This window comes from Micromonospora sp. R311, from assembly GCF_056780015.1.
This window is the reverse complement of the sequence record NZ_JBSWCE010000004.1, coordinates 173,371-192,297: the sequence shown is the minus strand read 5'-3', so window position 1 is coordinate 192,297 and position 18,927 is coordinate 173,371. Positions and strand designations below refer to the sequence as shown.

At 71.8% G+C, this 18,927-nt stretch carries 16 protein-coding genes and 1 pseudogene; 12 read left to right on the top strand and 5 right to left on the bottom strand.

The genetic code is table 11. The annotated features are described in order from the left end of the window. Nucleotides 1-2 precede the first annotated feature (2 nt). The 6 genes from AC1WTP_RS04880 to AC1WTP_RS04855 all read left to right on the top strand — a co-directional run bounded on the left by AC1WTP_RS04880 (nucleotide 3) and on the right by AC1WTP_RS04855 (nucleotide 5,304). Nucleotides 3-551: a 2Fe-2S iron-sulfur cluster-binding protein gene (locus AC1WTP_RS04880; protein WP_481648047.1), complete on the top strand. Its 549-nt coding sequence runs from the start codon at nucleotides 3-5 to the stop codon at nucleotides 549-551. Continuing rightward, nucleotides 548-1,540: an FAD binding domain-containing protein gene (locus AC1WTP_RS04875; RefSeq protein WP_481648046.1), complete on the top strand. Its 993-nt coding sequence runs from the start codon at nucleotides 548-550 to the stop codon at nucleotides 1,538-1,540. The genes AC1WTP_RS04880 and AC1WTP_RS04875 overlap by 4 nt, the downstream gene beginning before the upstream one ends. Next, nucleotides 1,537-3,633 carry a xanthine dehydrogenase family protein molybdopterin-binding subunit gene (locus AC1WTP_RS04870; RefSeq protein WP_481648045.1) on the top strand — a complete coding sequence of 699 codons (2,097 nt, stop codon included), beginning with the start codon at nucleotides 1,537-1,539 and terminating at the stop codon, nucleotides 3,631-3,633. Before AC1WTP_RS04875 ends, AC1WTP_RS04870 begins: the two co-directional genes overlap by 4 nt. A gap of 27 nt (nucleotides 3,634-3,660) precedes the next feature. Continuing rightward, nucleotides 3,661-4,035, top strand: coding sequence for an ArsR/SmtB family transcription factor (locus AC1WTP_RS04865; protein WP_481648044.1), 375 nt, complete (start codon nucleotides 3,661-3,663; stop codon nucleotides 4,033-4,035). Continuing rightward, nucleotides 4,032-4,673: an SRPBCC family protein gene (locus AC1WTP_RS04860; protein ID WP_481648043.1), complete on the top strand. Its 642-nt coding sequence runs from the start codon at nucleotides 4,032-4,034 to the stop codon at nucleotides 4,671-4,673. Before AC1WTP_RS04865 ends, AC1WTP_RS04860 begins: the two co-directional genes overlap by 4 nt. Nucleotides 4,674-4,791: 118 nt before the next feature. Then, nucleotides 4,792-5,304 carry an NUDIX domain-containing protein gene (locus tag AC1WTP_RS04855; RefSeq protein WP_481648042.1) on the top strand — a complete coding sequence of 171 codons (513 nt, stop codon included), beginning with the start codon at nucleotides 4,792-4,794 and terminating at the stop codon, nucleotides 5,302-5,304. Nucleotides 5,305-5,341: 37 nt separating this feature from the next. Here the strand turns inward: AC1WTP_RS04855 and AC1WTP_RS04850 are convergent, their stop codons facing one another. From AC1WTP_RS04850 to AC1WTP_RS04835, 4 genes and pseudogenes are all read right to left on the bottom strand, one after another. Continuing rightward, nucleotides 5,342-5,887: an RNA 2'-phosphotransferase gene (locus AC1WTP_RS04850; RefSeq protein WP_481648041.1), complete on the bottom strand. Its 546-nt coding sequence runs from the start codon at nucleotides 5,885-5,887 to the stop codon at nucleotides 5,342-5,344. A gap of 226 nt (nucleotides 5,888-6,113) precedes the next feature. Then, complete coding sequence (locus AC1WTP_RS04845; protein ID WP_481648040.1) at nucleotides 6,114-6,503, bottom strand: hypothetical protein; 390 nt, start codon at nucleotides 6,501-6,503, stop codon at nucleotides 6,114-6,116. Between the two features lie 647 nt (nucleotides 6,504-7,150). Beyond that, nucleotides 7,151-7,729, bottom strand: a pseudogene (locus AC1WTP_RS04840) (DUF6114 domain-containing protein); the annotation flags it as partial. 77 nt (nucleotides 7,730-7,806) lie between these two features. Beyond that, nucleotides 7,807-8,421, bottom strand: coding sequence for a DUF6230 family protein (locus AC1WTP_RS04835; protein ID WP_481648039.1), 615 nt, complete (start codon nucleotides 8,419-8,421; stop codon nucleotides 7,807-7,809). 675 nt (nucleotides 8,422-9,096) lie between these two features. On the opposite strand from AC1WTP_RS04835, the gene AC1WTP_RS04830 reads away from it, so the two are divergent. The 6 genes from AC1WTP_RS04830 to AC1WTP_RS04805 all read left to right on the top strand — a co-directional run bounded on the left by AC1WTP_RS04830 (nucleotide 9,097) and on the right by AC1WTP_RS04805 (nucleotide 17,785). Further along, on the top strand, nucleotides 9,097-10,986 hold the full coding sequence (locus AC1WTP_RS04830) for a gamma-glutamyltransferase family protein (RefSeq protein ID WP_481648038.1): 1,890 nt from the start codon (nucleotides 9,097-9,099) through the stop codon (nucleotides 10,984-10,986). 549 nt (nucleotides 10,987-11,535) lie between these two features. Beyond that, entirely contained in the window at nucleotides 11,536-13,770 is a 2,235-nt protein-coding gene (locus AC1WTP_RS04825; protein WP_481648037.1) for a HAMP domain-containing protein, read from the top strand. Between the two features lies 1 nt (nucleotide 13,771). Further along, the gene (gene pgsB, locus AC1WTP_RS04820) at nucleotides 13,772-15,013 is read left to right on the top strand and encodes a poly-gamma-glutamate synthase PgsB (RefSeq protein WP_481648036.1); all 1,242 of its coding nucleotides are present in this window, start codon (nucleotides 13,772-13,774) and stop codon (nucleotides 15,011-15,013) included. Further along, nucleotides 15,010-15,495: a poly-gamma-glutamate biosynthesis protein PgsC/CapC gene (locus AC1WTP_RS04815; RefSeq protein WP_481648035.1), complete on the top strand. Its 486-nt coding sequence runs from the start codon at nucleotides 15,010-15,012 to the stop codon at nucleotides 15,493-15,495. The genes pgsB and AC1WTP_RS04815 overlap by 4 nt, the downstream gene beginning before the upstream one ends. Nucleotides 15,496-15,533: 38 nt before the next feature. Further along, entirely contained in the window at nucleotides 15,534-16,586 is a 1,053-nt protein-coding gene (locus AC1WTP_RS04810; protein WP_481648034.1) for an NlpC/P60 family protein, read from the top strand. A 554-nt stretch (nucleotides 16,587-17,140) separates the two neighbouring features. Further along, a complete protein-coding gene (locus tag AC1WTP_RS04805) occupies nucleotides 17,141-17,785 on the top strand; it encodes a C39 family peptidase (RefSeq protein ID WP_481648033.1) in 645 nt (214 codons plus the stop codon). An 86-nt stretch (nucleotides 17,786-17,871) separates the two neighbouring features. Here the strand turns inward: AC1WTP_RS04805 and AC1WTP_RS04800 are convergent, their stop codons facing one another. Then, on the bottom strand, nucleotides 17,872-18,921 hold the full coding sequence (locus AC1WTP_RS04800; RefSeq protein ID WP_481648032.1) for an aldo/keto reductase: 1,050 nt from the start codon (nucleotides 18,919-18,921) through the stop codon (nucleotides 17,872-17,874). Nucleotides 18,922-18,927 lie beyond the last annotated feature (6 nt).

Here is an 18,927-nt window from a genome sequence, read left to right as displayed (position 1 = left end):
CGGTGCAGAGCGGGAACCAGAGCACCGATCCCGGCGCCGGGCCGACGTCCCGCGTCGCGCTGACCGTCAACGGCGCCGGCCACGACCTCACCCTGGACAACCGCACCACGCTGCTCGACGCGCTGCGCGAGCACCTCGGCCTGATCGGCGCCAAGAAGGGCTGCGACCACGGGCAGTGCGGCTCGTGCACGGTGCTGCTGGACGGCCGGCGGGTGAAGAGCTGCCTGATCTTCGCGGTCACCCTGGACGGCTGCGACGTGCTCAGCGTCGAGGGGCTGGCCGGCCCGGACGACCTCAGCCCGTTGCAGGCCGCGTTCATCGCGCACGACGCCTTCCAGTGCGGCTACTGCACCCCGGGCCAGCTCTGCTCCGCCCGCGGCCTGCTCGACGAGGTGGCCCGGGACTGGCCCAGCGCGGTCACCGGTGACCTGATCGGGCCGGTCGAGCTGACCGACGCCGAGATCCGCGAGCGGATGAGCGGCAACCTGTGCCGCTGCGCCGCGTACCCGAACATCGTGGCCGCGGTGCGCGAGGCGGCGGGGTCGCGGTGAGACCCTTCCGCTACTGGCGCCCCGCCGACGTCACCGAGGCGGTCGCCCTGCTCGACGCGGAGCCGCAGTCGGCCTACCTCGCCGGCGGGACCAACCTGGTCGACCTGATGAAGCTCGGCGTGCAACGTCCGGAACTGCTGGTGGACGTCACCCGGCTGCCGCTGGACGGGATCGAGCCGCAGCCCGACGGCGGGCTGCGGGTGGGCGCCACCGCGCGCAACAGCGACCTCGCCGCGCACCCGCTGGTGCGCCGGGACTACCCGGTGCTCGCCCGCGCGCTGCTCGCCGCCGCCTCCGGGCAACTGCGCAACATGGCGACCACCGCGGGGAACCTGCTCCAGCGCACCCGGTGCGTCTACTTCCAGGACACCGGGAAGGCGTGCAACAAGCGCACCCCCGGCAGCGGTTGCGCCGCGCGGCACGGACAGAACCGCGACCTGGCCATCCTCGACTGGTCCGACCGGTGCGTGGCCACCCACCCGTCCGACCTGGCGGTGGCGCTTGTCGCGCTGGACGCGGTGGTCGAGGTGCGGCAGCCGGACGGTGCCCGGGAGCTGCCGCTGACCGAGCTGTACCGCTCACCGGGTGAGCACCCGGAGCGGGAGACGACCCTGCCCCGGGGCACGCTGATCACCGCGGTGCGGATCCCGCCACTGGTGGCGGCGCGCCGCTCGACGTACCTGAAGGTGCGCGACCGGGCGGCGTTCGCGTTCGCGGTCGGCTCGGTGGCCGCGGTGCTCGACCTGGACGGGGACGTCGTGCGGGAGGTCCGGCTGGCGTACGGGGCGGTGGCCCACCGGCCGTGGCGCGCCCACCGGGCCGAGCAGGTGTTACGGGGTCAACGGTTCACGCCCGACCTGGCCGGCCGGGCCGCCGACGCCGAACTCGCCGAGGCCCGCCCGCTGCGGCACAACGGCTTCAAGGTGCCGCTGGTCCGCAACATCACGGTCCGCGCGCTGACCGACCTGGCCGGGCAGGCGGCGGCGTGAGCACCGGGGCGGTGGGGCGGGCGTACCCGCGGCTGGAGGGCCGGGACAAGGTCACCGGCGCCGCCCGGTACGCCGTGGAGTACCCGGTGGAGGGTGTCACGTACGGCTGGGCCGTGCCGGCGGCGGCGGTGCGCGGCCGGATCACCCGGATCGACCCGGCGGCGGCGCTCGCCGTGCCCGGCGTGCTGGCCGTGGTGCACCACGGCAACGCCCCCCGGCTGGCCCCGGACGTCGAGGCCGACCTGTACCTGTTGCAGGACCCGGTGGTGCACTACCGCGGCGAACTGGTCGCGGTGGTGGTGGCCGAGAGCATCGAGGCCGCCCGGGAGGGGGCGCGGCTGGTCGCGATCGAGTACGACACCCTGCCGCACAGCACCGTGCTCACCGAGGACCACCCCGGGCTCTACCGGCCGGACCGGGTGAACCCGTCCTACCCGGCGGACACCGCCTCGGGCGACTTCGACGCCGGGTACGCCGCCGCCGCGGTGCGGGTGGACGTTACCTACCGGACCCCGGCCTACCACAACAATCCGATGGAGCCGCACGCCAGCACCGCGCACTGGCGGCCGGACGGAACGCTGCTGGTGTACGACTCCAGCCAGGGCTCCACGCCGGTGCAGGCCGCCCTCGCGGAGCTGTTCCGGGTGCCCCGGGAGAGCGTCCGGGTGGTCAGCGAGCACGTCGGCGGCGGGTTCGGCAGCAAGGGGTACGCCAAGGCCGCGGTGGTGCTCACCGCGCTGGCCGCCCGACACGTGGACCGGCCGGTGCGGCTGGCGCTGACCCGGCAACAGCTGTTCGGCCCGGTCGGCTACCGCACCCCCACCATCCAACGGGTCCGGCTCGGCGCGGAGGCCGACGGCCGGCTCGCCGCGGTCTGCCACGACGCGATCAGCCAGTCCTCGACGATCGTCGAGTTCGCCGAACAGACCGCCGTCTACACCCGCAGCATGTACGCCGCGCCGCACCGGCGCACCACGCACCGGCTGGTCCGGCTGGACGTGCCCACCCCGTTCTGGATGCGGGCGCCCGGCGAGTGCCCCGGCGCGTACGCCCTGGAGTCGGCGATGGACGAGCTGGCCACCGCCTGCGGGGTCGACCCGGTGGAACTGCGCGTGCGCAACGACGCGCAGGTCGATCCCGAGCTCGGCGAGCCGTTCAGCAGCCGGAACCTGGTCGGCTGCCTCACCGAGGGCGCGCGCCGGTTCGGCTGGGCCGACCGGGACCCCCGGCCGGGGGCGCGCCGGGACGGGCGCTGGCTGGTCGGCACCGGGGTGGCCGGCTCCAGCTACCCGGCCCGGCAACGCGCCGCGTCGGCGTCGGCCACCGCCCTGCCCGACGGGCGGTTCCGGGTGGAGATCAACGCGGTCGACATCGGCACCGGCGCCCGGACCGCGCTGTGGCAGATCGCCGCCGACGCGCTGGGCGTGCCGCCGGAGCGGGTGGAGGTGCGGATCGGCGACAGCGCGCTGCCCCGGGCCCCCGGCGCGGGCGGCTCGATGGGCCTGTCCTCCTGGAGCTGGGCCGTGGTGCGGGCGTGCGAGCAGGTGCGCGACCGGCTGGGGCCCGACCGGCAGCCCCCCGGGGACGCGTTCACCGTCCAGGTGAGCAGCGCCGACGAGGTCCGCGCCCAGGCCCAGCGGCCGCGGTACGCGTACGGGGCGCAGTTCGCCGAGGTCCGGGTGGACGCCGACACCGGCGAGGTGCGGGTGAGCCGGATGCTCGGCGTGTTCGCCGTCGGCCGGGTGGTCAACCCGACGACCGCGCGCAGCCAGCTGATCGGCGGCATGACGATGGGCATCTCGATGGCGCTGCACGAGGAGGGCGTGCTCGACGAGCGGTACGGCGACTGGGTCAACCACGACCTGGCCACCTACCACATCACCGGCTGCGCCGACGTCGAGCGGATCGAGGCGTACTGGGTGCCCGAGGAGGACGGCGACCTGAACCCGTCCGGGGTGAAGGGGCTCGGCGAGATCGGCATCGTCGGCACCGCGGCGGCCGTCGCCAACGCCGTGCACCACGCGACCGGGGTGCGGATCCGGGAGCTGCCGATCCGCCTCGACAGACTGGTCACGCCATCAGCCTTTGCTTAAATAAGCCCCCACTGATATAACTGGCGGGTGCACGCCTTCGATGTGCTCGGCGATCCGGTGCGACGCCGCATCCTCGAGCTGCTCGCCGAGGGCGAGATGACCGCCGGCGGGCTCTACGACGTGATCCGGGCGGAGTTCGGCATCTCCCAGCCGGCCGTCTCGCAGCACCTCAAGGTGCTGCGGGAGAACGGCTTCACCACCGTGCGGCCGGAGGGGACCCGGCGGCTCTACGCCGTCGACCCGGGCCCGCTGCGTGAGGTCGACGACTGGCTCGCCCACTTCCGCCGGTTCTGGATCCCACCGCTTCAGGCACTCGCCACCGAGCTCGCCCGAGGCAAGCGAGAACGGCGGCTGCGCGGGCAGTCCGCCGACCCGTCCGACGACGACAGGAGACAACCATGATCGACGCGACCAGCCAGCTCAACGCCGTCCGCCGTCAGGTCGGCCAACGGACGCTGGAGGCCGGCGAGGCGCGGGTGACGACCATCAGCCAGACGTACGACGCGCCGCTGGAGGACGTCTGGGACGCCTGCACCAACCCCGAGCGCATCCCCCGCTGGTTCCTGCCGGTCAGCGGCGACCTCAAGCTGCACGGCCGCTACCAGTTGGAGGGCAACGCGTCCGGCGTCATCGAGCGCTGCGACCCGCCGAAGAGCTTCGCCGCCACCTGGGAAATGATGGGCGACGTGAGCTGGATCGAGGTCCGGCTGACCCCGACCGAGGACGGCCGCACCCGGTTCGAGCTGGATCACATCGCCCACGTCGACCAGGAGCGGTGGACCCAGTTCGGCCCGGGCGCGGTCGGGGTGGGCTGGGACCTGGCGCTGCTCGGCCTGGCCACCCACCTCGCCAACGACGGCAGCGGAGTCACCCCGGAGCAGAGCGAGGCCTGGAGCACCTCCCCCGAGGGCCGGGCGTACGTGACCACCAGCAGCGAGCGGTGGGGCGAGGCGAGCATCGCCGCCGGCACCGACCCGGCGGAGGCGCGGGCCGCCGCCGGGCGCACCACCGCCTTCTACACCGGCGTCCCGGAGAGCTGAGCCGCCCGTCGCCGGCGCGAACCACCCGGTTGGCGGGAGGTCGGGGTGTCCCCGGCACCCGGACACCCCGACCTCCGGTAACCGGAGTGGATCAAGATGGCGGGTAACGTGCTGCGGCATGAGTGACCTGCCGTACTCCCACTGCTCCTACTGCGGGGCGGCCTACCCGGCGGCGGCCGGCTGGCCGCGGGTCTGCGCGGTCTGCGGCCGGACGGTCTGGCGCAACCCGCTGCCCGTCGCGGTGGCGGTGCTGCCGGTCCGCACCGCCGCGGGCCTCGGCGTGGTCGTCGTACGGCGGGACATCGAGCCGGCGCGCGGGCTGCTCGCGCTGCCGGGCGGCTTCGTCGAGTACGGCGAGGAGTGGAACGACGCGCTCGTCCGGGAGCTGCGCGAGGAGACCGGTCTGCTCGCCGACGCCGCGGACGCGCGGCTCTTCGCGGTGCACAGCGCCCCGGCCGGCGGCACCATGATGGTCTTCGGCGAGCTGCCCGAGCGGCGGGCCGAGGAGCTGCCACCGTCGGCGCCGACCGAGGAGGCGACCGAGTGGCTGGTGCTGACCGAGCCGACCGAGCTGGCCTTCTCCACGCACACCCGGGTGCTGGCCGACTTCTTCGCCCGCCGCGTCGGCTGAGGCGCTGTCGCGTCCGACGCCGGCGGCGCCGCGACGATCAGGCGGTGCCGGTCAGGTAGGCGGCGGGGACCACGTCGGTGAGCCAGACCCCGTTGGCGCTGCGGTAGAAGACGTGTCCGTCGCGGGCCATCGCCGCCGCGTCGATGGTGAACACCACGACCGACCCGGGCCGGCGGGCGCCCACCCGGCGGGCGGTCTCGACGTCGGGCGACAGGTGGACGTGGTGCCGCCCGCCGCGGTGCACGCCGGTGGCCCGGATCGACGCGACGGCGGCCGCGCCGGTGCCGTGGTAGAGCGTGTCCGGCGGCGGCACCGGCACCAACCCCAGGTCGACCGGGATCGAGTGCCCCTGGTTGGCCCGGATCCGCTCCACTCCGTCCGGGCCGCGCTCGACCGCGAACCGCTGCTTGTCGTTGCCGGCCACCACCGCGTCGAGGTCGGCGCGGTCGATCCGCAGCGCGGTGAGGAACTTCCCGACCGGCACCCAACCCGCCCCGTCGGGCGTGAGGCCGAACCGGCCGGGCTGGTGCCGCAGCGCGAGCGACATCCGCTTGCTCAACCTGACCAGATCCGCGTGATCCACCCCGGCATTGTCGCCTGGCAGCGAACCCGGCCACGATCCGCCCGGGTTGTCCCTCGACGGCCCCCGCCGATCGGCGCGAGGCCGGCGCGGGATCGGCGTGGGGCGCGGCGCCGACCGGCGCGGCCGGCGGCAACCGGCGCGGCGAGAGTCCGCGGTGGACCGCGCCGCCCGGAAGGCCCCGGACCCCGCGACCGGGGTGCGTGAGTGCGCCGACGAGCAACTTCTGCTACCGGGCGCTCAACGTGTCGCTCTTGACGAAGGCCAGGTCGATGGCGGGATCGGTAACGGTGAGCGCAGCGGGCGACAGGACCGGGATACCGACGGGCAACGGCAGGTCGGGGGCCAGCGTGATCCTGACGCCGGGGAGCCCGCCGACGAAGCGGGTGGCGTAGAGCGCGACGTTGCCGCTCACGGTCACCCGGTCGGCGGTGTACCGAATGGTCCGGTCGGGCGTGCCGGGCGGGCGGATCACGACATCATCGCTGACCGCCTCGTGCATGCTGAACTTCAGCGCCGTGAGGGTGCCCTCGGCGGTGGGCAGTTGGACGATCCCTTCCAACCGGAGCCCGGTCATGGTCAGCGTGGAGGCGGTCAGCTTCGAGGGGGTCGCCGCCACCAGCGGCTGTCCCGGATCCGCGCTGATCCAGGGCAACGCCGTCCCGGCGTCGACGCCGCCGGTAGCGTTCGGGGACGACTCCGGTCGGCGGCAGTCGTTGCCCGAGGCTGTCGGTGCAAGGGTCGCCAGCGGGTTCGTGGACAGCCGGTGGAGGGGTCCGACGGGGGCCGTCGACCGTGCCGCGGCCCACGTGACGTCATCGGGGTGTCCCCCGCCGAACGCGTCGCCGGTCCCGTCGGCACGGACGATCTGGCCGGCGCGCGTCTCGAGGTATCCGATCGGGCGAGCCGGAAGGGCGCCGCGCGGGCCGCCCGACGCGGGCCGACTCTCCGGCGGCGCGCTGCTCGGTGCCGGCGGGCTCGGGCAGGTAGGTCCGTCCCGCGCGGTGGCAGGCAGGACGGACGCCCGGGCCGGGCTGAGCGCGGCGGGCGCCACGGCGGCGGCGAGGCCGAGCAGTCCGAGCAGCACGGCGAAGATCCGGGGGTCGGGCTTCCGAGGCACGAGCGGTTCCGCCTCCGACCCGCCGGCTCGCTGGTGTCTCCGTGGCCCGCGGGCGTCCTCGTCGATGGGCGGCCGCAGGACGATGCGCGGGCCGATGCCGTCCCGATCCGCCATCAGCTCGTCGACGACGGCCGGCTGCTCCCGCTCGGTGCCGGACCTGCACCGGGGGCCGGTAGGTCAGGGGCCGTCCCGGTCGCCGGCTTGTGCCGCGTCCCCGCCTCGTCCGGTGACTCGTCCTGCGGGTCGCCGGACGAGGCGTCCCGCCCCGCCCCCTCGCCGGCCGGCCCGCGGGTCGTTCGGTCGTCGTCGGGCTCTGCCCGTCCGGCCGCCGGGTCGGGTGCCAGCGCCCACGCGTAGCCCAGGGCGCTGCCCACGATGCCGAGGATCAGACCGATGAAGAAGCCGCCGAGGTTCACCCCGATCAGCGAGAAGAGGGCGGTCACCGCGGCGACCACGGCGTAGAAGACCCGGTGCTGCGGCGTGAACCACATCAGCAGCCCGCAGGTGACCAGGATGGCGGGGATCAGCCAGGAGAGGAAGCCCGTCGGCCCCGTCTGGAAGGCGAGACCGGCGAGCGACACCTGGGCGGTGCCGAAGATCTCGACGCCGGCCAGGGCGGTGAGCAGGCCGCCCCAGAACGGCCGGGTCCGCCGCCAGTGCTGGAAGCCTCGCCACGCCGTGCGGAGCCGGCCAGGCCGGGCGGGCTGTGTTTCGCCGTCTGTCACGCATCCTCCTGCCGGTTGAGGAGTGGAGGGGCAGCCAGGGCCCCGCGGAGCGCGCCCTGGTGGCCCGGGTGACCAGCTCAGAAGCATTCCCTGGCGTCCGGGCCGACCTTGACCTTCAGCCGCAGTCCGGGAAGCGTGAACGTCTCGGCCTGGATGGCGCGGGCCACCTGGCGCAGGTTCCTGATGTTCACCTCTTCGGCCTGCTGGCCGAAGCCTCCCAAGGGGCCCCTGGCGTTGTCGGGTCCGCCCTCGAGCGTCGACGCGTCCTGCCCGATGTTGATGTTGGTGAACCTGACGTCACCCTGGAGCGACACGACGTCGATCAGCAGGTCCTCCGCCGTGGCGGGCCGGCCACCACCGCCAGCGGTGATGACGAGCACCACGGGAACGCCCGGCGCCTTCACCGACTGGCACAGATCGAAGATCTGTGCGCGGCGGATACCGGTGACGGCCACCGGGTGCTGCGTGCCGTCGACCTCCTCGGCGACCCCGCCGTACTGGACGAAACCCTCCCCCTGCAGCTCCGAGGCCGAGACCTTGAACGTCTGCCCGGACACTGCGAACGAGGCCGCAATCGCGCCGTTGGCCATACCGAAGACGATCCCGGCGGCGACGGCGATCGCCGGCACCAGCATCGCGGCGAACCTTCGCCACCGGGTATGCCCAACGGGGTTGCCGATCCGTTCCTGCACGATTGCTCCTCGGATGGATGTCGCGCGGTTCGCCGGACGGATGTGATGGCCGCGTGCGGCGCTGGCCACCGGTGATCGGCAGGCAAATGAGGTCCGATGTGATGATGCGGAGTGCCCCACATCACAGGCCCGCCTACTGGACGCTAACACGCGGTGAATTTCCCGGAGGGCGTTTCCGCACCGCGGAAAGAACTGACGTGATTCCGGTTGGAAATGGCTAAGCGGAAACGGACAACGCCGCTGCGGCAGATCCGAATCCCCCCGCCGAGTGCCATTCCGGGACGACCCGCCGGTGAGGCTCGGGGGCGGGTGCGCCGGGCCGTCGCGGTGCCGGTGGCCGGGCGATCCCCACATCGGACTTTCTCCGCTATCACCTGCGGCACCTTCGCCACGCGGGCCACGACTTGCGGCGATGTCCTGCGCCATCACCCGGGTGAAATCGATGATGCCCCTAGCAGCCCCTCCTGCGGTGAGCTTGGTGCGGCTAGCAGGTTGCCCGGCGCCGAACCTGGCCGATCGTCCGATCCGGAGCGGGAGAGCGAAGGTTACGACGCGGGGCGCAGGACAGCGTTGACGGTGCAGGCTCAGGGAAACAGAGAGAGAATTCCGGTAACCGAACTCCGTGACGTTTCAACGTGAACGCTCCGTTCCGGACCGATCTCGAAAGGTCACTTCATGTTCGTACGCACGGCACACCAGCTCGTTCCCGTGCTGGCGATGGCGCTGGGTATTTCCGCCGTGGCCGTCGCACCCGTCGCACAACCGGTTGCTCCGCCGGGCGAGGTCTGCGACAAGAATCCGAGAAGTAAGAACGGTCGGGAGGACGACGCGGTCGCCGACACGTTCATGGTGGCCGCCGCCCATCCCCTCGCGGCCGAGGCGGGTTGCAAGATTATCGCCAGGGGCGGCAGCGCTGCGGACGCCGCCGTGTCCGTTCAGGCGGTCCTCGCCGTGGTGGAGCCGCACGCCTCCGGTCTGGCCGGCGGCACCCTCATCAACCACTGGAATGAGGACGCGCGCGACATCCGCTTCTTCGACGGCATGGCCAGAGCGCCGCAACACGTGACCGAGAATCTCCGGACGCCCACCCCGCAGGAGGCCAAGGACACCGGGACGGACCAGTTCCCGAACGACGCCTCGGCAACCGGACGCGCATTCGGTGTTCCCGGCACACTGCGCGTGCTCGCGGACGTGCACGGCTTGTACGGCAAGCTCCCGTGGAACCAACTCTTCGACGACGCCATCCGGCTGGCCGCGGACGGCTTCCCGATGTCCCCGAACCTGCACGACGGTTTCGAGGAGCGCTTCAACGGGCGGAAGCGTTGCAACTATCCCGACCTGCGCCCCCGGTACTGCGACGGTGACGAGCCGAAGCCGGTGGGCACGACCCTCTACAACGCGGAGATCGCGGAGGTGCTGCGACAGGTGCGGGACGGGGGCGCAAGGGCGTTCTACGACCCCAATGGCAAAATCGCCCCGGCCATCACGCAGCACGCGGCCAAGGGGCCGATCAAGCTCAAGGGCAATACCGCGGGTCCGGTGGTGATTCCCTCCCTGATGACGCCGCAGGACTTCGCCGACTACAACAGCGTGGAACGCACCGAGGTGTGCCGGAAGGTGTTCGGCGTCTCCGTGTGCACCTCGCCGCCGGCCGCGTTCGGCGGAGTGGCGGTGCTGGAGATGCTCAAGTTGCTGGAACGCGGCCAGGTGGCGAAGACCGACCCCGGCTCGGCCGGCCGGATCCATCTCTCGATCGAGGCCAGCCGGTTGGCGAATCTCGACCGTCGCGCCTACGTCGGTGACCCGGAGTACCACGGTGTGCCGGTGGAGGGGCTCCTCGACGACCGATACCTCGACCAGCGCTTCTCCCTTTTCTCTCCGGACCGGGCGATCCGGCCGGTCGAGCAGGGCGACCCGCCGGGAGTTCCACGGCCGGCTCCCCAGGTGGGCGACGAGCCCGCCACCGTGGATGTCGGCGACCCGACGAGCAACGTGAGCATCGTCGACGCCGAGGGCAACGCCATCTCCATGACGACCACCATCAACAGCCACTTCGGGGCGCATCTGGAAGCGCAGGGCATGATCCTCAACAACGCCTTGAACAACTTCACCGACACGTCGTCGGTCTCGCCGGGTAAGCCGGTCAACGTCATGCAGCCGGGGAAGCGGCCCACGGCCTCGATGGCGCCGACGCTCGTACTCGACAACGAGGGCAGGGAACTGAAGCTCGTCGTGGGCGCCGCCGGCGGCTCGCACATTCCCGACTACGTGGTGCAAACCATCGTCGGAGTCATCGTCGACGGCATGAACCCCGCACAAGCGATCAACCAGGGCCACTACAGCGGGCAGGACATCACCCGCGACTGCGACGGGAAACGGGATGCGCCGTCGGAGGTCGAAGCGAACCGGCGGGTCGCGCTGCGCATGCCGAACCTCGTCGAGCGTCGGCACCCCTGTCCCCGGCTCATCGCACTGGACAGCGGGCTCACGGCGATCGAGATCCGCGCCGACCAACTGCTCGGCGCGGCCGACCCGCGCCGGGACGGCACCGCCACCGGGGGCTGACGCCACGCCCGCGACCGGCCCCACACGGCGCTCGCGGCTGGGGGAGGCACGCTGAGACCTCCCGGGCGGCCGCCGGCTCCGGCGCGCATGCGCCCGTCAGGCGTACGCCCCGCACGCTCCGCCGTTCACCGCGCTGGCCGGACCCCGATCGGGTCGGCCAGCGCGGCGACCACGTGCGCCTGTCCCCCATCGAGTCGGGCTGTCCGCGCGGCCGTCGCCGGGAGCCGGTTGCGCCAACGGCACCTGGGCAGGGGCTCGTACGTCGGGTTCATCTCGGTCGGGTGAGGCCCGTTCACCCTGCCGCGTTTCATGATCGGGTCATACCGCCCCATCCAGCGCTTGGCGGGGTCCGGCAGAGGTTCGAGGCATGCCCAGGTTCGTCCCGGTGAGGTGATGCTGGCTCACCCCGTCGAGTCCGATGATCGATTCGACCGTGCAACTTCCGGTGTTCACGGAAGGGAAGGGGTCGCCATGAATAGAAGGAGCGAAGGCGAACAGCCTGCGCCTGACCGGGGCACGGCTCAGCAGAGGTTCCGCGGCAGCGCTTCCGTGGCGGGAAAACCGGCCGAGACGCTGCCGCCGGAGGAGATGGTCGCCTGGCGGCGCCGCGCGCTGGAGCAGCAGCTGCCGAGCGCCGGATTTCCTGCGGGTTCCGGTAAGCCGTCGCTGGTGTATCTCTGGGTGACGATGTTCCTGGCGGCGGCCATCGTGCTGGGGTTCGCACTCAACCACCAGCGGGGCGTGCCCCCGGCGGTGGTGGATTCGCAACGGGACAACGTGTCGAAGGTCGCCACCAGCACGCGACTGACCATCCAGCACTCGGTGGAGGAGCTCGACCAACAGGTCTCGACCCGGGCACCAGGGACGCCGGACCCCGAGCTGCTGAAACGGGTGGTGGGGGACGGAGCCACCTGGAACGGGGCCACGATCATGGAGACCGCCACCCGCCGTCCGCTGGCGACCCTCGGACCGGAGGTGCCCCTGGACCAGCTGCCGCCGACGTTGCCGGCCAACGTCTTCCCGGTCACCACGGAGGACGGTCCGGCGCTGGTCCGCAACATCGCACTGGACGGATCGCGGACCCTGCTGGCGATGCAGCCGCTCAACATGGACGAGCTGCGGCTCAACCCCAAGGCCCGGCAGGGCGTTTTCGTGATCACACCGGACGGCAAGAGCACCCTGATGCAGGGGGTCAGCGCCGTCGACGAGATCCACCTGCCGGTGGTCTTCCAGGGACTGGCGCAGTCGAAGTCCAGCGAGGGCCACCCGATCAGGGTGACCGAGTGGCCGGACCGGCAACTGGTCGTCTCCTCCGCACCGGTGGGGAACACCGGGGTGACGCTGGCGACCTTGATCGTCGCCGAGGAGACGGGCGGCACCTCCACGGTCCGCGGTCTCCTGCTCGGCCTGACGCTGCTGGCACTGGCGGTGCCGAGCTTCCTGCTGATGCGGCTGGCGCTGGTCCGGCCCGTGCGCTCGCTGCTGGAGCAGGCCAAGGCCAACGCCTCCGGTGCCGCACCCAAGAAGCGGCACCCGCTGCGCATCGCGGAGGCGCACCGCATCGCCCAGGCGCTGGCCACCACCTCCGGTGACCCGTCGTCCGCCAGCGCTCCGCGCACCCGGTGGCGGTGGCGGTGGCGGCCGACCGTGACGCAGGCCCTGGCCGTGGCCACGGTCGCGGCTCTCTTCTGGCCGGCGGCGGCGGTGGCGACCACGATCGGCGCGCCCAAGCCGTCGATCCCCGAGCAACTCGTCAAGGACGAGGAGAGCCGGGCCGAGGCGGCGAGCACGCTGATGGGTAGGGCGCTCAACAACGGCCTGCAGACGGTGATCCGCATCTCCCAGGCCGCCGAGGCCGGCGACCCCGCCCAGATGACCCCGCTGCTCAAGCAGGAACTGGCCGACAAGCAGCGATTCCGCGCCATCTACCTGATGGATTCGAGCGGTTCGGTCATCAGCTCTGCCGGGCGTGACCCGCTGCGAAAGGAGCCGCTGCGGGGTGAGGCCGGCATCGATCTGGACGACAAGACCGCGCGTGTCCCGGTGGTCTACGCCTTCCGGGTGGGCGCCAACGGCGTCGCGACCGTCGGTGAGTACGACATCGACTACCTGCTGGAGATGCTGCGCGCGGTGGACGGTCAGGCCCGGGTCGTGGACGAGGACCTGCGCACGGTCTTCGACTCCGAGGGCTTCCGCGCCTTCGAGGAGCTGGAGGGTAGCGCGCGCGGCGCCGCGGCCGAGGCGCTGAACGGCGGCACCGTGGGGCGGGCCGAGAAACCCGGCGGCGGCGCGGCGTTGATCGCGGCGTCCGGCTTGAACAAGCCCAACACGGTCGCCCCGCTGAAGTGGTCGCTGGTCGTGGAGCAGGACCTCGCCGGACTGCGGCTGCCGCAGAGCGACGGACGCCGTTGGACGCTGCTGGTCGCCGGCGCGGCGACCGGGGTCGTGCTGCTCACCCAGGTGTGGCAGTACTACGTCTTCGCCCGGCCGCTGCGGCGGCTCGCGACCGAGGCCGACAAGATCCGCGACGGCTCGGTCGAGGAGCCCATCCCGCCGCAACGACACGACGACATCGGGGAACTGGCCATGTGTCTGGAGATCTGCCGTCAGGCCCGGCACACCGGCTCCGCCCGGCTGGGCGGTGTGCCGCGGATCCGCGGCACGGAGGACGACCCGACCGCGGTGCTCCCCGAGATTCCGCCGCGAGCCGACGCGGAGAGGGTCGCCCCGCCGACCGTCTATCGCGCCGGCAACCATGCTGCCGGCCGAGACGAAGGGGACTGACGTGGCATACCTATACGTCGTATTCGTCCTTTGTTGCCTGGCTCTGCTCGTCGCCGGGATCATCGAGCACCGCAACCACAACCGCAACCTGGAGAAGATCCCGGACCGCGTGCTGGTCAACGGCATCCGCGGTAAGAGCTCCATCACCCGGCTCTGTGCCGGTGCGCTGCGCGGCGGCGGCCGGGTGGTGGTGGCCAAGACCACCGGCACCGCTGCCCGGTTCATCTTCCCGGACGCCAGCGAGGAGCCGGTGCACCGGAAGTTCGGCATCGCGAACGTGGTGGAGCAGATCGGGATCGTGCGGCGGGCCGCCGTCTACCACCCCGACGCCCTGGTCATGGAGTGCATGGCGGTGATGCCGGCACTGCAGGAGGTCAACCAGAGCAAGCTGATCCGGTCGAACATCGGGGTGCTGTGCAACGTGCGGGAGGACCATCTCACCGAGATGGGGCCCACCCTGGACGACGTGGCCCGGTCGCTGAGCCGGTCCATGCCGGTCGGTGGCGTCTGCATCACGGCGGAGCGGGAACGGCTGGCGATCCTGCAGGAGGAGGCCGATCGACGCGACTGCCGCCTCATCGCGGTCGATCCGGAGTCGGTGACCGACCGCGAGATGGACGGGTTCGGGTGGATCACGTTCAAGGAGAACGTCGCCATCGCACTGGCCGTCGCCGAGCAACTGGGCGTCGACCGGCACAGCGCGCTCAAGGGCATGTGGGAAGCACCGCCCGACCCCGGTGTGCTGTCCGTGGCGCGGGTGATGCACGGCAGCAAGCGGATGCGGTTCGCCAACATCTTCGCCGCCAACGATCCCGAGTCCACCTTCATGAACATCCAGCAACTGGAGAATCAGCACCTCATCACCCGCCCGCTGACGATGGTGGTCAACTGCCGGCCCGACCGGATCGAACGCAACGGTCAGATGGGCGAGCTCAGCGGCCGGGTGCGACCGGAGAAGATAGTTCTCATCGGCGAGGTGACCAAGAGCGCGCGTACGAGCGTGCCGTCCGAGCTTCAGGACCGGGTGGTCGACATCGGCGGCAAGCTTCCCCCGGACAGCCTGCTCGAGGGCGTGATGGCGGAGACGCCGGCCGACTCGTCGATCGTCGCCGTCGGAAACATCCACGGGCAGGGCGAGGTCCTGATCCACAAACTGGCGGAACTGCCGGGCTGGACCTGCGAGGACGGCTCTCCAGCGGCCTCCACGCTTCGTACGCCGACCGGAGAAAGGATTCAGCGATGACCTTCGGCGGAGAACTCAGCGCCCAGTTGGCTACCGCGAGCCTCGGGATCGGCCTGGTGTTCGCGCTGCTGTGCTACCTGACCACCAACCTCTCGCCGGGCGGCATGATCACGCCCGGGTGGATCGCGCTGACCCTCATCGAGGACCAGCTGCAGGCGGTGATCATCGCGGGGATGACCGTGCTCACCTACGTGCTCACCCGGGTGATGCAACGGGTGGTGATCCTCTACGGCAAGCGGCTGTTCGCGGCGATCGTGCTGCTCAGCGTCCTGTTGCAGCTGACCCTGTTCGTCATCGTCCAACGTGACCTTCCGCTGCTGTTCGCCCACCAGACGCTCGGCTTCGTCATCCCTGGGCTCATCGCGTACCAGCTCGTACGGCAGCCACCGAAGGCCACCATCATGGCGACGTTCATCGTGACCGCCATCACGTTCGGCGTCGCGTACAGCGGCGTTGTCGCCGGCTTCGTGCCGGTGACCTGAGCGCAGCCCAGAGCCGAGTCGCGAAAGGAGACGCGGGCATGAAGTACTGGACGTACCTGCGCAGACGGACCGTACTTCTGACTACCGGCGTGTTCGCCCTGTTGCTCGCCGTCGGCGCGGGCACCTATGCCCTGGTGCTGCCGTCGCCGGCGGACCAACCGGTGATCACCCTGGGCACGGCCGACCCGTCCCAGGGCCCCGCCCGCGGCACGTCCGGGTACACCTACCAGCGCTCGACGGACCCTGACCGTACGGAGATCATCGACTCGTCGGGGCAGCCTGTCGCGACCATGACCGATGGCGCCCGAACCGTGCAGATCTACGGTCCGCTCCGGACGTTCGAGGAACCTCGCTTCACCGCTGCGAAGGTCGAGACCGATGTCTGGGTTCGCCTCGCACCGCAGCCGTGGCGTGCCGGCGCCGAACACGAGCAGTGGTTCACCGACTGGCTCGCCGGGGTGCGCAACGACCGCTCACCGGACGTGTTGGCGATCGCCATGGAGTACGTCGACGGAGCCCCGGCGAAGAAGGACAACCAGGGACAGCAGTATTCGGGGGACGCCTCGTTCGGGCCGCCGGACCCGACGGATCCGGATGGCCGGCAGGAGCGCTCCGACTTCTACGACTACCTGCAGGTGCCGTGGTCGTTCCCGGACGGCAAGAACGAGATGCCCGAGCCGCAGCGGGCGCTCGCCCTGGACTGCTCCGGCTACCTGCGGATGGTCTACGGTCACCGGCTCGGATATCCGCTGCTCGGCACCAACAACCCGGGTGACGGGCTGCCGCGCCGGGCGTACGCGATGGCCGAGGTGGGCCCCGGTGTGGCCCTCACACCCAACACCGGCCAGCGACCCCGTGGCATCGACCGCCTGCTCCCCGGCGACCTGCTGTTCTTCAACGCCCAGCCGGTGCCGAGCCGGCAGATCGACCACTCCGGCATCTACCTCGGCCTCGATGACAGCGGCCACCACCGGTTCGTCTCCAGCCGTTCCCAGACCGACGGTCCGACCATGGGAGACCTGTCCGGCGAGCCCATCCTCGACGGCATGGGTTACTGGCCGGACCGGTGGCGTACCGCCCGCCGGATCTGAGCCGCCCACGACCGTCGGCGGCGTCGGTCAGGCGCCTCCGCCGCCGGGCCGCCTGCCGCCCGGTAGTTCACGGCCGGTCGGGTATCGCACGACGATGCCCGACCGGTCCGGTGTTTCATCCCCGGTCGGGCGCCCCCGTCGCCAACGCGATCCACACGCTTGCCGGATGTCGGGGTGTCGCCGGCATCCGGACACCGCGACATCCCGTAACCGGAGAATCGGCCGGCTGAGAACGCTGTGGCCGGTCGAGATCGGGCTCGGCGTCGGCCTTCGACTGGGAGCGGTCCCGGACGGCCGACGCGGCCGGTGGGAATGCGTCGGCGAACCGGCGGCCCCGTGGGGAGGAGCAGTGTAGTACGAACCGGGCGGTCCCGCTGGCGTTTTCGCGAACCCGGGTCGGGTAACCATCCGGCGAGAGCCGGGAAGCCAATCGAGAGCCCGGGAACCGGGAGCGTCCGGAAGCGGTTGACCTTCCGGCGTACCGCGGGCCCCTCTGCTACCCGCGGTGCCTGCGCTTCCGATCCCAGCGGCGTCAACCCGATGGGAGCTTCACGATGAACTCGATCTTCCGCAAGAGCGCGCTGTCGGTTGCCGGTCTGCTGATGACCGGTGGAGCCGTCGCGGTTCCGGCGATCCCCGCCGAGACCCCGCCGGCGAAACCGGCCATCGCCGTGCAGGCGGAGGAGCCCCCTGGTCAGGACAAGAAGGTGCTCGACCACGATTACCAGCGGCAGCCGAACGACTACTACTGCGCTCCGGCCGCGACCCGGATCGCCCTGTCCACCCAGGGCAAGACCCCGAGCCAGCGGGAGGTGGCCGAGAAGCTGGGCACCACCAAGGCCGGCACCAGGTCGGCCGACGACACCACCCGGGTGCTCAACGAGATGACCGGCGGCGGCTACGAGACCACCGTGATCAGTGGCCCCACCGCCGGGCCGGAACAGGTCGCCAAGCTGCGCACCGACGTGATCGAGGCGGTCGACGCCAGGCGTGGCGTGGTGGCCAACACCATGGGCACCGCCGTCGACACCGAGGGGCGCCGGCACTCGTTCCCGGGCGGCCACTACGTGACCATCATCGGCTACCGGGACAACGGCGAGACGCTGCAGATCGCCGACCCGTACGACCCGAAGAAGCACTACTGGATGACCGACGACAAGGTGGCCACCTGGATCGCCGAGCGCGGCTACTCCAGCTGACGCCGCCTCCTGGCCCGGCCGTGGCCCGGACTTCCCGTTGGGGGAGTCCGGGCCACGGCTTTCGCCGACGGGCCCCGGATTGACCGTCAGGCGGCGGCGCGGTCGGCGGGCGGGCGGCGCCGGCGGGCCGGATCGGTCAACACCGGCCGGCGCCACGCGCCGTCCGGGGCGTACAGGTTGGTGCCCGGTGGGACGATTTCGTCGATCCGGTCGAGGGTGGCGTCGTCCAGGCTCAGGGTGGCGCCGGCCAACAGCCCGTCCAGCTGGGCCATGGTGCGCGGGCCGATGATCGCCGAGGTGACGCCCGGGTGGGCCACGGTGAACGCGACCGCCAGCTCCGGCAGCGTACGGCCGAGGCTCGCGGCCAGCTCCACCAGTTCCTCGACCGCCCGGTACTTGGCCACGTTGCCGGGAAGCGAAGGGTCGAAGCGGGCCGGGGTCAGCCCCGGACGGCCCGTCGCCAGGTCCACCGGGCGACCCTCCCGGTACCGGCCGGAGAGGAAGCCGGAGGCGAGCGGGCTCCAGACCAGCACGCCCATGCCGTACCGCTGGCAGACCGGCAGCACGTCGGCCTCGATGCCCCGGGCCAGGATCGAGTACGGCGGCTGTTCGGTGCGGAACCGGCCCAGGCCGCGCCGCTCGGCGACGTGCTGCGCCTCGACGATCTCCTCGGCCGGGAAGGTGGAGCAGCCGAACGCCCGGATGGTGCCGGCCCGGACGAGGTCGCTGAGCACGCCGAGGGTCTCCTCGATGTCGGTGGTGTGGTCGGGGCGGTGGACCTGGTAGAGGTCGATCCAGTCGGTGTCCAGCCGGCGCAGGCTCTCGTGCACCGCCCGCAGGATCCAGCGGCGGGAGTTGCCGCCACGGTTGGGGCCCTCGCCCATCGGGAAGTGCACCTTGGTGGCGAGCACCACGTCGTCGCGCCGGCCCCGCAGCGCCCGGCCGACGATCCGCTCGCTCTCCCCCGCGGAGTACATGTCGGCGGTGTCGACGAGGTTGACCCCCCGGTCGAGGGCGGCGTGGATGATCCGCACGCAGTCGTCGTGGTCGGGGTTGCCGACCGCGCCGAACATCATCGTGCCGAGGGCGTGGACGCTGACCTCGATGCCGGTGCCGCCCAGTACCCGGTAACGCATACTCGT

Excerpts from the sequence above, each read along its gene's own strand:
- AC1WTP_RS04805 (WP_481648033.1), top strand. The coding sequence starts at position 17,141 with ATGAACTCGATCTTCCGCAAGAGCGCGCTGTCGGTTGCCGGTCTGCTG.
- AC1WTP_RS04800 (WP_481648032.1), bottom strand. The coding sequence starts at position 18,921 with ATGCGTTACCGGGTACTGGGCGGCACCGGCATCGAGGTCAGCGTCCAC.
- AC1WTP_RS04860 (WP_481648043.1), top strand. The coding sequence starts at position 4,032 with ATGATCGACGCGACCAGCCAGCTCAACGCCGTCCGCCGTCAGGTCGGC.
- AC1WTP_RS04830 (WP_481648038.1), top strand. The coding sequence starts at position 9,097 with ATGTTCGTACGCACGGCACACCAGCTCGTTCCCGTGCTGGCGATGGCG.
- AC1WTP_RS04855 (WP_481648042.1), top strand. The coding sequence starts at position 4,792 with ATGAGTGACCTGCCGTACTCCCACTGCTCCTACTGCGGGGCGGCCTAC.
- AC1WTP_RS04815 (WP_481648035.1), top strand. The coding sequence starts at position 15,010 with ATGACCTTCGGCGGAGAACTCAGCGCCCAGTTGGCTACCGCGAGCCTC.
- AC1WTP_RS04810 (WP_481648034.1), top strand. The coding sequence starts at position 15,534 with ATGAAGTACTGGACGTACCTGCGCAGACGGACCGTACTTCTGACTACC.